This is a genomic window from Marinobacter sp. S6332, assembly GCF_023016045.1.
GTDB lineage: Bacteria > Pseudomonadota > Gammaproteobacteria > Pseudomonadales > Oleiphilaceae > Marinobacter.
In genome coordinates this window covers 36,257-50,961 of the sequence record NZ_JALKAP010000015.1, presented here as the reverse complement: position 1 = coordinate 50,961, position 14,705 = coordinate 36,257, and the positions used below count along the sequence as shown (strand labels likewise).

12 protein-coding genes are annotated in these 14,705 nt (G+C 51.6%); 5 read left to right on the top strand and 7 right to left on the bottom strand.

Annotation, left to right across the window (positions count from 1 at the left end; genetic code table 11):
* Positions 1-89 precede the first annotated feature (89 nt).
* The 3 genes from MWU62_RS17530 to pedF are packed head-to-tail and all read right to left on the bottom strand — an operon-like array spanning position 90 to position 2,289.
* Positions 90-1,052, bottom strand: a complete 963-nt coding sequence (locus MWU62_RS17530; RefSeq protein ID WP_247116084.1) for a quinoprotein relay system zinc metallohydrolase 1 — start codon at positions 1,050-1,052, stop codon at positions 90-92.
* Entirely contained in the window at positions 1,049-1,819 is a 771-nt protein-coding gene (locus tag MWU62_RS17525; RefSeq protein WP_247116083.1) for a quinoprotein dehydrogenase-associated SoxYZ-like carrier, read from the bottom strand. Before MWU62_RS17525 ends, MWU62_RS17530 begins: the two co-directional genes overlap by 4 nt.
* Positions 1,820-1,863: 44 nt before the next feature.
* On the bottom strand, positions 1,864-2,289 hold the full coding sequence (pedF, locus tag MWU62_RS17520; protein WP_247116082.1) for a cytochrome c-550 PedF: 426 nt from the start codon (positions 2,287-2,289) through the stop codon (positions 1,864-1,866).
* 368 nt (positions 2,290-2,657) lie between these two features.
* Here pedF and MWU62_RS17515 point away from each other — a divergent pair, with 368 nt between their 5' ends.
* Positions 2,658-4,508, top strand: a complete 1,851-nt coding sequence (locus MWU62_RS17515) for a methanol/ethanol family PQQ-dependent dehydrogenase (RefSeq protein ID WP_247116081.1) — start codon at positions 2,658-2,660, stop codon at positions 4,506-4,508.
* A gap of 72 nt (positions 4,509-4,580) precedes the next feature.
* The gene (locus tag MWU62_RS17510) at positions 4,581-5,231 is read left to right on the top strand and encodes a pentapeptide repeat-containing protein (RefSeq protein WP_247116080.1); all 651 of its coding nucleotides are present in this window, start codon (positions 4,581-4,583) and stop codon (positions 5,229-5,231) included.
* A 46-nt stretch (positions 5,232-5,277) separates the two neighbouring features.
* On the opposite strand, the gene MWU62_RS17505 is transcribed toward MWU62_RS17510, so the two are convergent.
* Positions 5,278-5,961, bottom strand: a complete 684-nt coding sequence (locus tag MWU62_RS17505) for a response regulator transcription factor (RefSeq protein WP_247116079.1) — start codon at positions 5,959-5,961, stop codon at positions 5,278-5,280.
* Between the two features lie 204 nt (positions 5,962-6,165).
* Between MWU62_RS17505 and MWU62_RS17500 the strand changes: the two genes are divergently transcribed.
* The gene (locus tag MWU62_RS17500; protein WP_247116078.1) at positions 6,166-6,696 is read left to right on the top strand and encodes a rhodanese-like domain-containing protein; all 531 of its coding nucleotides are present in this window, start codon (positions 6,166-6,168) and stop codon (positions 6,694-6,696) included.
* Between the two features lie 223 nt (positions 6,697-6,919).
* Entirely contained in the window at positions 6,920-7,600 is a 681-nt protein-coding gene (locus MWU62_RS17495) for a response regulator transcription factor (RefSeq protein WP_247116111.1), read from the top strand.
* A 16-nt stretch (positions 7,601-7,616) separates the two neighbouring features.
* Here the strand turns inward: MWU62_RS17495 and MWU62_RS17490 are convergent, their stop codons facing one another.
* From MWU62_RS17490 to MWU62_RS17480, 3 genes are all read right to left on the bottom strand, one after another.
* Positions 7,617-9,812, bottom strand: coding sequence for a hybrid sensor histidine kinase/response regulator (locus MWU62_RS17490; protein WP_247116110.1), 2,196 nt, complete (start codon positions 9,810-9,812; stop codon positions 7,617-7,619).
* 43 nt (positions 9,813-9,855) lie between these two features.
* Positions 9,856-11,010: a nitric oxide-sensing protein NosP gene (nosP, locus tag MWU62_RS17485; protein WP_247116077.1), complete on the bottom strand. Its 1,155-nt coding sequence runs from the start codon at positions 11,008-11,010 to the stop codon at positions 9,856-9,858.
* Positions 11,011-11,264: 254 nt separating this feature from the next.
* Positions 11,265-12,365, bottom strand: coding sequence for a porin (locus tag MWU62_RS17480; protein ID WP_247116076.1), 1,101 nt, complete (start codon positions 12,363-12,365; stop codon positions 11,265-11,267).
* 297 nt (positions 12,366-12,662) lie between these two features.
* Here MWU62_RS17480 and MWU62_RS17475 point away from each other — a divergent pair, with 297 nt between their 5' ends.
* On the top strand, positions 12,663-14,705 hold the full coding sequence (locus MWU62_RS17475) for a TonB-dependent receptor (protein ID WP_247116075.1): 2,043 nt from the start codon (positions 12,663-12,665) through the stop codon (positions 14,703-14,705).

Here is a 14,705-nt window from a genome sequence, read left to right as displayed (position 1 = left end):
ACGCTGTTTTTGCGCTTACGTATCTAATCTAAGTTCACAGAAGGGCTAACAAAATGAGTCGTTCGAGGCGAATAACTCCTCCCTTAGTACTAGTGTCTTCTCAGAGCATGCTTTTCGTAATCTGAATACAGATGGCTAACGGTACGAACCAGTTCGTATCTCGCCCCTTCCACTTCTTCAAAACGTTCAGGAATTGCGCTTTCAATCACCTCTGAAGCGCTCAATCCCCGCGCAGCAGATCCAACCAGAACATCATCCAGCCAGGTCAAGTAATCGATCATTTGTAGAAATGCCCGGTCATCTCGAATAACCGGCCCGTGACCTGGCACCACAACGGAGAACGGCAGCTGCGCAAGCTGGCGAATTTCGGAGCGCCATAGGGCTAACCCAGGTGTTTGAGGTGTGGTTAATGCCCTGTTGAAAAACACCATGTCTGAAGCAAACAACACCCCGGAGGTTTCATCCAGCACAACCAAATCCGCACCGGTATGCCCCTGCATGGAGATCAAACGTAGCTGCCGAGTCCCCAGACTGAGCAAGCCTGGCTGCACCCTGTTCATAGGAACAGTTACCTCGGTGCCACGCATCCAGTCGCCGATCATGCGATACATGTTGTCTGAAAAAGCTTCACCATCCTGCTCAAGCAGTCTGGCCGATTCATCAAGCATGTAGAGTGTGTCCGGTTCAAAAGCCTGACTTCCAAAGGCGTGGTCGGGGTGATGATGGGTGATTAGCACTTTCACGATTGGCTCACTGGTGTGACTCTCAATCAGCGCACGAAATTCTTCGCCGTACCTGCGGGAAGGCCCCGTATCAATCACAACAACGCCCTCACCTGTTTCAATAAAGCCGGTATTGAGAATGTTGCCGCCATTGGTTTTCGAGAAGTTGTCTGTAGTTCCGGCAACCACCCAAACACCGTCCGCAACCAGAGTCGCTTCTAGGTCATAAGACTTGGTGCTTGCACCGGCGCCCGACGAATAAGCAAAAACCCAAAGCATCGCGGCAACCAGCCATGCGATATTTCCTTGGAAGGAACGGAGCCTGCTCATTTCGCAGCCTCCCCAATGGCAGATTCAAATTGGTAGCCATTGTTGTCTTTCATGTGGATAGATAGATGAGGGACGCCGCCTTCGAATTCAAAAACAAACATCGGGTTCTCAGCGGCGGACTCGGCCAGAGTCATTGTCAGCAGCAGGTTATCCGAGGCCTCATTCCGAACTTCAACATCACCTACAAAAAAGGCCGGTATATTCCCAACCATTCCGGAGTCCATGGGGTGCAACAAACTGGCCTTGATGCGCGTATTACCACGATCAGAAAATAAGCCGGTTTTCAGGGTGCCGAACTCACTCTCCCAGTCCGAGTTGCTTAAGACCTCCCGGGGTGCAGTACACCCGCCGCCAGCTGCATCGACATAGCCGCTATCAATGTGCCAAACACCGCGTTCATCTAGCACAGCTGCTCGAACACTGCTGGCCTGCTGCACTCGAAAGTTAAGGGACACCAGTTCGAGCTGCCCGTCAGTGCTATTAGCCGTGAACAGGTGGGGAACGGGATTCATATCCACCCATGTCACCACCTTATTCACCTTGTGTGGAAATTCACGCAAGTTAACGGCCAATGGAACCTGAGTACTGTCCTCAGCAAAGTCAGGAACCGACAAGCCGACCCGCTCGTCCACTACTACCGTTACATCTTGCCCCAGATAGCGCTCAATGTTGTAGGCCCATAAAGGCGAGCCCAGCGGGTCAGACGGAAGATCCGCCCATGAAGCGCTCGCAAACAGAGTAAATGCACATAGCCAATATCGCCTCATACCTCACCTCCTGGTCAGGATTTCGAGTATTTATGCGAAAGCTGTTACTGCCCGGATACCGATTCCACATAGGTTCGTATTGACCAGATGGCTGTTTGCCCGAGATTGCTTTTAAAGGAAGGCATACCCCGGTCAGTTCCATTCATTACCCGCCCGATAAAGTACTCATCGTCCCATTCTGTAAGCTCACGTAAATCCGGCGTTAAACCACCGGATTGGGCCTCAATTCCGTGGCAACCGGCGCAATTTCCGGCATAAGCACTCATACCGACTTCAACGGCTTCTGAATTCAATTTGCTTAGCTCATTTCCGTCGCGAAACGGGTTTTCGTTCAGAGCTTCACGGCCCAGGTCCGGCAGGTCACCGGTATCAACTGGCTGTGGCGTCACGTTACCGTGCCCGCTGGCGGCTGCAGCCCATACTAAGGCCCCAGCACAAAGAATCTTTTGAATCGACTTGGAGTACGACATAACCTCATACCTCTTTTTGTTTTGTCTGCCATTATTTTCCCAAGTAGCCGTGCGGCGTATCGGGCTGTCTCCAAGTCTAAGAAATGCCTTACTTGCCGGTGTACTCCACTTTGGCTGCTGCGCCTTAGATCTTTGGTAGTAGACCCTTCGACCAGAGGCCAAAGCACGAGCCTCTGCCCCGAGAAACGGAAAATCCGAACAATCAGCGTGTTGCGCATCTGTCAGGAATATTTCCCGGGTTGTACTGGCCTGAATCCCGATCACCTCGTGGTTTTCTCCGTCGCCTGGTGGTGCACTCCATGCCAATACTCAAGGCGTCAACGCACAAAACGAATGCGTTTGTCACAACAACAATTAAGGGGAAAGTCATGAAAACAATGTTTACCAAGCGCCCGCTGATGCGCAGTATCAGTCTGGCGCTAACCATCGGCGCAGCTGGATTAGCAACTCAGGCACATGCTGCGGGCGTTACATGGAATGACATCGTTAACGATGCTGAAACCACTCAGGACGTTCTCGGGTACGGAATTGGCCCCAAAGCCCAACGCTACAGCCCAATGACCATGATCAACAAAGACAACGTTGAGCGAATGGTTCCGGCCTGGTCGTTTTCGTTCGGGGATGAAAAGCAGCGAGGTCAGGAATCTCAGGCGCTGGTACACGATGGCATTATCTATGTGACCGGTTCCTATTCACGTTTGTACGCTCTGGATGCAAAAAGTGGTAAGCGGCTTTGGGAATACAGCCATCGTTTGCCGGAAGGCATTCGCCCCTGCTGTGATGTGGTAAACCGGGGTGCAGCGATTTTCGGCGACAAGGTTTTCTTTGGCACCCTCGATGCGGGCATAGTTGCTCTCAACAAAAAAACCGGAAAAGTCGCATGGCGCGTAAAATTTGGTGATCACGAAGCGGGTTACACCATGACCGGCGCTCCAACACTGATCAAGGATCAGAAAACCGGCAAGGTTATGCTTATCCACGGTTCATCGGGTGATGAATTTGGCGTTGTCGGCAAGCTTTACGCTCGGGATCCCGAGACAGGTAAAGAAATCTGGATGCGCCCGTTTGTTGAAGGGCATTACGGCCGTTTAAATGGTGAGAAGAGCACACCCTCTGGCGACCCAAGTGCCCCTAGCTGGCCAGATGACCCCAATACAGAGACCGGAAAAGTTGAAGCCTGGAGCCAAGGTGGTGGAGCCCCGTGGCAAAGCGCAAGCTTTGATGTTGAAACCAACACCATCATTGTTGGCGCCGGCAATCCTGCCCCCTGGAATACCTGGAAGCGCACAGCTCCCGGTGGTGATCCGGCAGACTACGACAACCTATATACCTCTGGACAGGTAGCGGTGGACCCCACAACCGGTGAGGTGAAATGGTTCTATCAGCACACGCCAAACGATGCTTGGGATTTCTCCGGCAACAACGAGTTGGTTCTTTTTGAATACACCAAAGACGGCAAAAACGTAAAAGCGACCGCTCACGCTGATAGAAACGGCTATTTCTATCTGGTTGATCGCACCAATGGTGAGTTCCAGAATGCCTTCCCGTTCGTGGATAATATCACCTGGGCCACCAGCATTGGTTCCGACGGCCGCCCCGTGGAAGGCAAAGGCCAGCGTCCACCACCGGTTCCCGAGGGAAAAACCCGTGGCGAGTCCATCGAAGTCTCACCGCCTTTCCTTGGTGGTAAAAACTGGAACCCCATGGCTTACAGTCAGGATACCGGGTTGTTCTACATCCCAGCTAACCACTGGAAAGAAGACTACTGGACAGAAGAAGTCACCTACAAAAAAGGTGCGGCTTATCTTGGTCAGGGCTTCCGTATCAAGCGCATGTACGACGACCACGTTGGCATACTGCGGGCGATGGACCCACTTAGTGGCAAGGTGAAGTGGGAGCATAAAGAGCCCATGCCTCTATGGGCTGGCGTGCTGGCCACTAAAGGTGGCTTGGTATTCACCGGTACAGGCGATGGCTACTTCAAGGCATTTGACGCAGATACTGGCGAAGAGCTTTGGAAGTTCCAGACAGGCTCGGGAATTATTTCCCCACCCATCACCTGGGAAATGGACGGCGAACAATACGTGGGTGTTACCTCGGGCTATGGCGGGGCAGTGCCTCTCTGGGGTGGCGATATGGCTGAACTGACCAAGCCGATTTCTCAAGGTGGGTCTTTCTGGGTATTCAAAATTCCCTCTTGGGCAACAGCGGCCAAGTGATCCATTAACCTAGTCCATCAACGAAAGGAGCCGCCGATACAGGGCGGCTCCCGACTTGTTCGGGAGTACACCATGAAGACAATAATAAAGCTGGCTCTACTCACCTTGACTACGCCTGCTTTAGCAGAGGACTATCTGGCGGACGTGCGCCCACCAGAATTTAATGGCTGCATACTGGAGCAACACTCTGTGTGTTCTGGTGCTGACCTTCGGGGTGCAGACATGTCAAACCTGGACTTGAAGTCTGTGGACTTCAGCGGCGCCGATCTGACCGGAGCTATTCTAAATCATACCAGTTTGAGGGGCGCCAATCTCAAAGGGGCCAAGTTGGACAAGGTAACTGCCTATCGCGTCAACTTGTATAGAGCCGATGTGCGCGGAGCGAGCATTCGCGAGGCGGAACTTCAGGGCGCTACCGGGCAATACCTGTTCGCTCAGGGCGCGGATTTTACTGGCACCAACATGGCTGGCGCAAACTTCGATTTTGCAAGGTTCTCTGGCGCAACGCTTATAGAAACCGACCTGACCTTTGCAAGCCTTGAGATAGCCTGGCTACCAAAAGTCGATCTGGCTGATGCCAACCTGTTTGGAGCCAACCTGCAAGAAGCAAAATTCGGAAGTGCCAATCTTGCAGGCGCCGATTTACGAAGCACCCGCATCCACTACGCAACGTTTGTAGGCACCTTTATGGACGAGTGCACAGGCTGCCCGGTAGATTGGTGAGTTTGATTGTGCTTTAAGGGTAAAGGGAAAGGATGCCCTGCAGGATTCAGCTAAAGCAGGCAGGGCTTTCACTCCTCGCAGTTCCAAGCTGGACCAGTCCGGAATCCACAGCAAAATGTAACAGGCCAAGCGAGGATGAAATTTCCAGCTTGTTTTTGAGGACTGACAGGTGGTTGGCAACGGTCTTCACACTTATATTCAAGCGCTCGGCAATGGTTTTATTGGGGACTCCGCGTGCGGTAAGAATCAGTACCTCCAGTTCGCGCTGCGTCATCTCTGTTAGCTTGTTGCCAGCAGTGTTTTTAAGACAATTACGACCCGACTGCACCATAGCCATCTGGGTAGCCAAGTCGTGCTCAAGGTACACTTCCCCGCCCGCGGACTTCTCTATGGCTTTGGTCAGTTCAATAGAGCTACAGTTCTTCGATATATAACCCTGGGCCCCGAGCCCAAGAGCTTGCTTAACAAGGCCGGCGTCTTCCATGGAGGACAAAAACAGAACATTGGCCCTGCGCCATCTTTGGTGGATGCGCCTGCACAGCTCCAGACCGGAATAATCGGGAAGCAACATCTCCGTAATAAGAATATCTGGCGCATGATCAGCGTACTCATTGATTGCTTGCGCTCCATTTTCGGCAGTTATAACGATAATGCCCGGCATTGTACTCCTGAGCAGGCAGGCTGTGGCATCCCTTACCAACCGTTGACCATCCACAAGTACAACTTTCATGGGGCATTACCTCTAAACGCCCGGCCTAATTCAGACCCGGCTTAAGAAAAGATGCCTTTATCCTACCCCGCCCCCGCTCAGGCTAAATGGTTCTTTAGTACTGTCTACTTAGTACGGTTCATTTACGACTTTTCGAATATTTACCCTCTTTTGAGGCTCACGTAATTTGGCACATACACTTCGTGAAGCTACTGGAACACCAAGATGAAAGCTCTGTGTTTACTCATGCTTGTTTTTGCCCTGCCTGTGCTGGCATCCACCTCTCTTTTTTCTTCGGATGGCTACCGGATAGACCGTTACCGAAGCCCCACGCCGGACACTGCGCTCGGCGCCGAAACAATCAATACGAAAGAGCTTCAAGCGCTACTAAAATCAAGCCCGCACCCAGTAGTGATTGATGTTATCAACTCCGAATACAGAGCCGGGCTATTCATCGAGACAAAACCTCATACATCCGTGCCTGGTGCCTTCTGGCTGCCGAATACCGGGCGCGGCGAGCTAAGCCAGCTCTGGCAGAACTACCTTGTTGAAAATGCACTCAAACTTACAACCAACAACCTGGACCATCCTGTTGTAGTGATGTGTAAATCCGACTGCTGGCTCTCCTGGAACGCAACCCGGCGCTTGCACCTGGCTGGTTTCACCAACCTGTACTGGTTTAAAGACGGCATAGATTCCTGGGAGAATTCTGATCTCCCTGTTCAGGTAATTACCCCTGTCCCACCGGAGTTCTGAAGATTCATCTCTGACAAAAGTCAAAAATAGTACTTTAGTCTCTAATTTTTGATGCAATGGTCGCATTCAACTCCTAGCGACAGTGGCGTGTAATGGCACAACTACAACAAAAATCAGGGGCCTCGCCATGCTTAACCAAGCCAGCACCGCATTTGCAGACGAAACCAGTTATCATAATTCGAAAACTACTTCCGCCACTGACGACCAACGGGCAGGCACTTTAATGGAGCCGACTTATAAAATTCTAATCGCTGACGACCACCCTCTTTTCCGCGAGGCTATAAGCAGCGTTATTGTGTCTGGCGTTGAAGGTAGCGAGGTTCTGCAAACCGATGATCTGGACAGCGCCCTTTCCCTGACTCGCGAAAACGATGATCTTGACCTGATTCTTCTGGATTTGAATATGCCAGGCATGAACGGGCTGAACGGGTTAATGACTTTACGAAACGAAGCACCAACCATTCCAGTGGTTATTGTCTCGGCAGAGGAAGATAAGCAGGTGGTTTTGCAGGCCATCACTTATGGTGCTGTGGGCTTTATTACCAAGTCTTCGCCGCGGCAGGAGATGACTAAAGCGATTCAGCAGATTCTCAACGGTAATGTTTATTTACCATCAGATATCATTCGCACTGGCAAAGAAAGCAACAGCAACCGGCGCACCCGCAATGATGACAACCCGGTTTCTGCAGAAATGTTGAACTCCCTCACGCGGCGCCAATTACTGGTGCTCGAGCGTATGGCGAAAGGCGAATCCAACAAGCAAATTGCCTACAACCTCAATATTGCTGAGACAACGGTTAAAGCCCACGTATCTGCAATTCTGCGAAAGCTGGGTGTACACAACCGAGTGCAGGCCATTCTTTCGGCAGGCGATGTCGATTTCAGCCACTATCTGAAACGCTAGTAGCTGCACTCACAGCTCAGCCGCTTCGTAGTATGTGATTCAAAGCGCTGCGAAGCTTGAGTGGCTTCACGGGCTTATTCATCAACACATAACCCAACTCACGGATGTGCTGCTTCAGTTCATTGGTGTAGTTCGCGGTGATCATCACAACCGGCACCGGCGTGCGCCGACTCCCATTGATAGCGGCGACTGTATCGACACCGTTCTCATCGTTATCCAAATGATAGTCTGCCAGTATTACATCCACTGGCTCTTCTGATGGATCCAGTTGGCGCTCCAAGTCTGCCATAGACACTGCGGTAATAACCTCGCAACCCCACGTCTCCAGCACCACCTTCATGCCGTTGCAAATGGCAGAATCATTATCGACAACCCATAACCTGCACCCATCCAGTTCTTGGCCAATATGGGTTATTGCATCCCGCTTAACGAGTGCTGGATTGGGCTTATGTGTGGCTAAAGGTACACGAACACTGAAAACAGAGCCCTTACCTTCCTCCGAAGACACACAGACCTCGTGGTTCATTATTCGAGAGATTTTATCGACTATCGCCAAGCCCAACCCAAGCCCTTTATCCGTCTGGGAATTCATTGGATGCACACGCTTAAATTCCTGAAATATCTCAACCAACTTATTCTGTGGAATGCCCGGGCCTGTATCCCAAACCTGCAACACCACGGAACCGGCTTCCCTGCGAGAGCCAAGCAACACTCGGCCTTCGCCCGTGTAGCGGATTGCATTAGTAAGGAAGTTACGAAGAATCCGTGCCAGTAACTGGGAATCCGACTCAACTATGGCGGAGCTTCCTACGAAGTCGAACTGCAGTCCTTCTGCATTCGCCAACTGCCTAAATTCCCGCGCGATATTAATGAGAAGATCCCGCAGATCAAATGCAGTCACATCTGGCTTGATAACCCCCGCATCCAGCTTGGATATGTCGACCAGGGTGCCTAGCAGACCCTCGACATCATCCAGGGATGCACTAACCGAGTGAACCAGATCTTCGGCTCTTGGACCGAAGGAGTGCGCCTGTAATGCGCTGGTGAATAACCTTGCAGCATTCAGCGGTTGCAACAGGTCGTGGCTCACGGCCGCCAGGAATTTTGTCTTGGAAAGGTTGGCACGTTCAGCCTCCAGTTTCGCATCCCGCAAACGCGCTTCTGCTGCATTGCGCTCTGCGATCTCTTGCCGCAATTGGGTGTTTGCGTCTGTCAGCGCCAGGGTGCGTTCTGTTACCCTGGCTTCCAGTTCATCATAGGCTCGCTCAAGGGCCTCCGCAGCTTTGCGCCGATCGCTGATATCCCTGATGAGAACAAAAAAACCGGCAATCTCACCCTGCTCGCCAAAATTAGGCACGTATGAGCGAAGCATATAGCGTTCCTGGCCTTGCTCGCCGAACTCTTCAAATTCAAAAGTGACGCTGTTTCCAGACATTACACTTTCTATGTACGGTTTCAGCCGCTCATACAAATGCGGATGATGGATATCGCTCAAGCGTTTGCCCAAAGGCGATTCGCCACCGCGTCCGTACCAAGCGGCATAAACCTGATTACAAAACTGAATGCTGTTGTCTGCACCTACATAGGCGATCAGCGCCGGCACATGGTCGGTCACAACCCTAATCCAGCGCTCGCTTTCCTCCAGTGCACTCAAACGGCGCGCCATTTCGCTGTTTTTTACGTCGGTAATATCTGAGTAAAGCACAACCAAACCGCCCTCACGGGTGGGGCGTTCGGTCATTTGCACCCAGCGCTCATTGCTGAGTAAAAACACTTCACCCTCAGAGCCTGGTTCGCTGTGTTCCTCGAGGATCATTCCGGAGTTCATGGCAAGTGCGCGAACATCATTGATATGGGTGCCGGGCGAAGGCATGGCCACTCCTGCCTGACGCCAATAACTTCGAAAACGGCTGTTGCTTTGAATCAAACGGTGGTCATGATCAAAAAGCACAAAGCCATCAGCAATACTCTCGATAGCATCACTTAGGCGTTGGCGAGTAGTCTCCGCCTCCTCGCGGGCATGGGTCAGGGCTTCGGTGCGTTCACGCACCTGTTCCGCCAGCACAACAGAGTGCTCAAACGCCGCGTAGGGCTCAGGCTTGTATACAGATCCCGATTCAACCCGAACGATCAGGGCGTCCCTGATTTTTCGCAAACGTTCATTGTCGGCCTCTAAATGTGCAACTTTTTGCTGCAGGGCCTCTGTCGCCAGACAGGCTTCCTTGCTTGAAGCTACAAACAAGTGTTCGTTGGCACTAGCGATCGGGTTGACCAATGACCACCCCCGTAAATGTCTGGTTGATGTGCATTCCGTTGTACTGCTCACCGTAAGTATTGAATCCAACCACTTTATGGCGGCTTAAAAAGCCTGAAACTGCCTCTGATTGACCAGTCAGCTCTGACTCCAATCTGCGCAAAAAGCAATCACATCCGATAGTCACCAAGGGTTTACCGACAACCCGCTCGGAGTCTTCCAGCTGATCCCGCACGGCTCCGAGCAGCGAGCCTTGCGCCATGGCCGTCATCACAATTCCCGTTTCCACGGCGCAGTAAAAAGTCAGGCTTTTATCAGGGTTAACCCGTTGGATTGAGCGTACAAAGTAATTACTTCCAATCTTTACGCCCAGGGGCTGTAGTGCAAAAACCTCCCGGCTCAACGCATCGACTGTTACGCCAACCGCACGGGCGTAGGCTTCTGCGGCGGGCTCGGCGTTGAGTTCGTATACAGTGCGGGTATCTGAACTCGCATGGGTTACAACAAGCTTTTCGCTACCTTCAACCAAGTGATGGGTAGTAAACACCCGGAAATCCAAAGGCGTATTAATCAACAATACGGTTGCTGCTCCGGCATGAAAGCGCCCCTGGTGGAAGACATAGGTGTCTGCCAAGTGTTCATCATCACCCGCTGAACCGCCAAATTGGGGAATGCTGCCAAGCACAGAGTTCAAGGCTGCCAGCACTAACTCCTCACGGCTTGAGAGCCCATCCAATAGCGTTAATGCAAAGGTGTTTCCCTTTATCGGGGCAAGCTTCCGGTCTCGGCATCCAGAAAGCAGGTCATCAATCACACTCTGGGCATCCCTCAAGGTAAATCGATCCATTTCCCCGATCAATGCACTCTCAAGCGCGAAATATCGGCGATCGAAACCGATGGCTGTAATGCTGCCACGGTCGTATCCCTGTGCGGTGATCTCACCTGCTGACGTACATCCTGATAGTCCGACGCCTGCAAACTCACGCTCAAGAGCCAAGCCGAGCTGGGCAAGGTCATACTCCGCAGAGCAAAAGAACAACACATGGCCCAAGTGTTCGTGCAGAAGTTGGCTGGCTAGATCCCGTGCGGCTAAGCTCGGGGCTCGGATACCGGAACTTGCAACTTGTACTGCAGGCGGGGTTGATACTGACGTCATAGAGGTTGGTTCCACTGGGAATAGCTGTCTCTAAATTTTACGGTATCCAGATAACACGCCAATGCGACTTCAGTGCTTTTGATTGACTCAAAGCAATCACTATAACCTTATGTTTAATAAGGCATTAAAACGAACCCGTAAGACACGATGGCTTGGCATGAGCAAAAGCCAGTACTTTGGTATTAGCAGCCTTGATAAGCGGGCGGCACACACGCTGTTGTGCCGCCCGCTTAATCAGCCGCAATCGCATAAAATCAAAAGTTAACAATAGCGCCAATAGCAATTGTGTCTGTGTCGGTGCTTATCACGCCAGATGCTCGGTTTTTATCCTCGTACATGTTGTACTCGGCCACCAACTTGAAGTTGCTGTTCACATCGTGGAAGAAGCCAAACGTGTTGCTTTCGGTTTTTAGATTCAGGATTTCTGCGTCGGTTTTTCCATGGGACAACACAATCTTGTTTGGACCAAAAGCGTAAGAAGTCTGAATCAAATAACCGTCTGAACGGTCTTCCGTTAGCGCTTCATTCACAACCAGTACCGGGCTATTGCCTTTCGAATCGAACCCCGAGGCAGCAAGTGTAAAACCGGCAACTGAGCCTTTTACGCCATAACCGACGCCGGAACTATCAATGGTGGTGTTTCCGTTGGTTGAGGACTGATACCGGCCATTCAGCCAGCCGGTTAGCACAACACCATCAAGATCAACTGTATAGGTAATCTCTGATTCCATCCGCGGTGCAGAGTTCTCATCACCTGCTCCCGTTACCGTGTCAGCTGGGTCCAGAGCACCTACGGCAATCTGGAACCCACTTAGGTCTGGAGAACGATAGGTTATCTGGGCGGAAGGCGTTGGGTACGGGTAGCCTGCTCGAATATTGCCAAAGGACACGCCACCCGCCGCGCCCGGAGAGCCAAACCCCATCAAGATTTCATCAATGAAGATATTCGAGCGAGCGAAAAGGCCGAAATCTTTACCCATCAGCACCTGGCCAAATGCCCCATCCACAGTCGCGTAAAATTGGCGAACATCAATTGCCGTATCGGTTGGGGAATCAAGACTATCGTTTATGGTTGTCCAGAATGACGATCGACCACCCAACACCAGGTCGCCCATTTCCTTGGTGAAGTTAAAGCCAATAGTATTTGGCAGGAAGCCCATTTTGATTCGGGTATCACGTGTGTCTGGAACTTCATCCTCACGGGTTACGTAAAACGCGTTGAAGTAGCCATCTACAGAAAAGGACGTACCATCTTCGTTATACAAATCGACGGAAGCGCTGGCACCCATGCTTGTGCCCAGAGCAGACGTTATTGCCAAAACCATGGCTGACTTTTTCAAATTGTTATTGTTCATAAATCCCCCAGTCCATTTTAAATTCCTGCACGGTTGGTTAGCAGGTGTAACCTCATGCTGTGCTATCAAAGCAATGGGAGAAATCGGCCAAGGGGGCTGGTTTAATGATCATTTAGAAGGCAGGACAAACAGAACTTTGGGACTAAGACCTACTTTGGCTGTACTCCTTTGGTCGCTTCATTTCGAAGAATTACGACCAGAAAGGCCCATTGAGGCCGAAGGGTGATCACTGAAAGTATGTATCCCGGTACTACTACAACAGTCGATACGGGTTAACGACTCCTTGAGGCCAGCGTAATGAAAAACACTAACTCTGCCATTGTCTGCTTGATTGGGCTTACAGCCATCCCCTTTGCGGCTCATGCCGAATCTGGTGCAGTCATCACCGTTACAGCACCGGTAATAGAGCGAGAGCTATACGAAACGCCCGTATCCATGTCGGTTATAAGGTCTGAAGCCATTAAAAATGGCCAACCCATGTTGAAACTCGATGAAACCTTGAGTCAGGTGCCAGGTATTTATCTGCAGAATCAGGAAAACTATGCTCAGGGAGAGCGAGTAGCAATACGGGGCTTTGGTTCCCGCGCACCTTTTGGCGTTCGGGGTGTAATGATTGTAGTAGATGGGATTCCCTACACCTTGCCTGACGGGCAGGCACAGTTAGACGCTATCGATCTGGACAGCGCTGAGCGCATAGAGGTTATTCGAGGCCCTGCTTCGGTTTTGTACGGAAATGCTGCAGGCGGTGTAATCAGCGTGGCCACGACAGACGGGCAAAGGAACCCGGACCAGACCTCAGTTCGCGCTACGGGTGGAAGCAACCGCTTCGGCAAACTTTCCCTCAGCAACAGTGGCAGCGCTGGGAACTGGTCACACAATGTGAACCTCTCGGCCTTGAACTACGAAGGCTACCGCGATCAGGCAGAAGTCGAAAAATACCTGTTCAATTCAAAGCTACGTTGGCAAATGGACAGCGATCGTTCCATCACGACCATCATCAACTTGCTTGATAACCCACGCTCACAAGATCCGGGCGCCCTTACCGCAGAACAGGTCGCTGAAGACAGAACCCAAGCTGGGCGTTTCACCGAGGAATATGACACAGGGCAAACCGTAGACCAGCAGGTAATTGGCCTGCAATACCAGGATCTTTCAGCTGGCGCTGGGGAACTGCGTGGGAAGGTTTACTACCTGCGGCGCAACTTCGAACAGCAGCTTCCTTTTCCTGGTCCCAGCCGTATTGACTACAACAGAGACTACTTCGGGGCGAGCACAGACTATCGCCAGTCATTCAAGGTTGCAGGTTTGCCGTTTCGATATGTAGCTGGAGTGGAAGCCCGGGAACAACGGGACGACCGCATTCGAACACAAATGAGTTTCGGTGGTGATTTGCAGGGATTAACCGCAGATGAGCTTCAAACTGCCACCTCCTTGAGCACCTTCGCTCAGGGCGACTTGAACTTAACGGACCAGCTGATTCTATCCATTGGCGGTCGATTCGATCGAATTCAGATGGACGTTTCCGACGAGTATCTTTTCGATGGAGACCAAAGTGGGGATCGCACCTTCAGGGAATGGAGCGGTTCTGCAGGGTTAAGCTATCGCTACCTGCCTAACCACCAAATTTTTACCAATATCAGTACCGCCTTTGAGACCCCAACCTTCTCGGAATTCGCCAACCCATCCGGCGTAGGCGGGCTAAACCCTGATACTCAACCGCAAAAATCCCTCAATCATGAACTGGGACTGCGTGGTGCCTTTGATTACGGAATGGATTACGACCTCACATTGTTTTGGGTAGATGTTCGCGATGAGCTAATTCCCTACCAGCTACCCGGGCCTGATGACAGAACCTTCTACCGCAATGCCGGAGACACAACGAGAAAAGGCATAGAAGCCACGGCGGGCTGGCTGCTTAACCAAAGTTGGCGGCTTGAAACTGCCCTCACCTTGGCGGACTACACATTTGATGAGTACACATCAGGCGGCAACGATTATCGTGGAAACCGGCTGCCGGGACTGCCAGAACAACTCTGGTCCAACCGACTACAGTGGCAGGGCTTGGGTGGCACCTTTGTAACGTTAGAAACCCGCTATGTCGGAAGCACGTTTGCGGATGATGCGAACAGCGTGAAAGTTGAGGACTACTGGTTGGCCAACCTGCGTGGCGGGAACACGTTTTACGTAGGAAGAAAGCTTCTCCTCAAAGGTTTTGCAGGCGTTCGCAACCTGACGGACAGAAATCATTTTGCCAACGTTCGAATCAACGCCAGCAATGACCGCTATTATGAGCCGGCTGCCGGCCGTACTTGGTATGCAGGGTTGGAGTTGAGCTTCTAA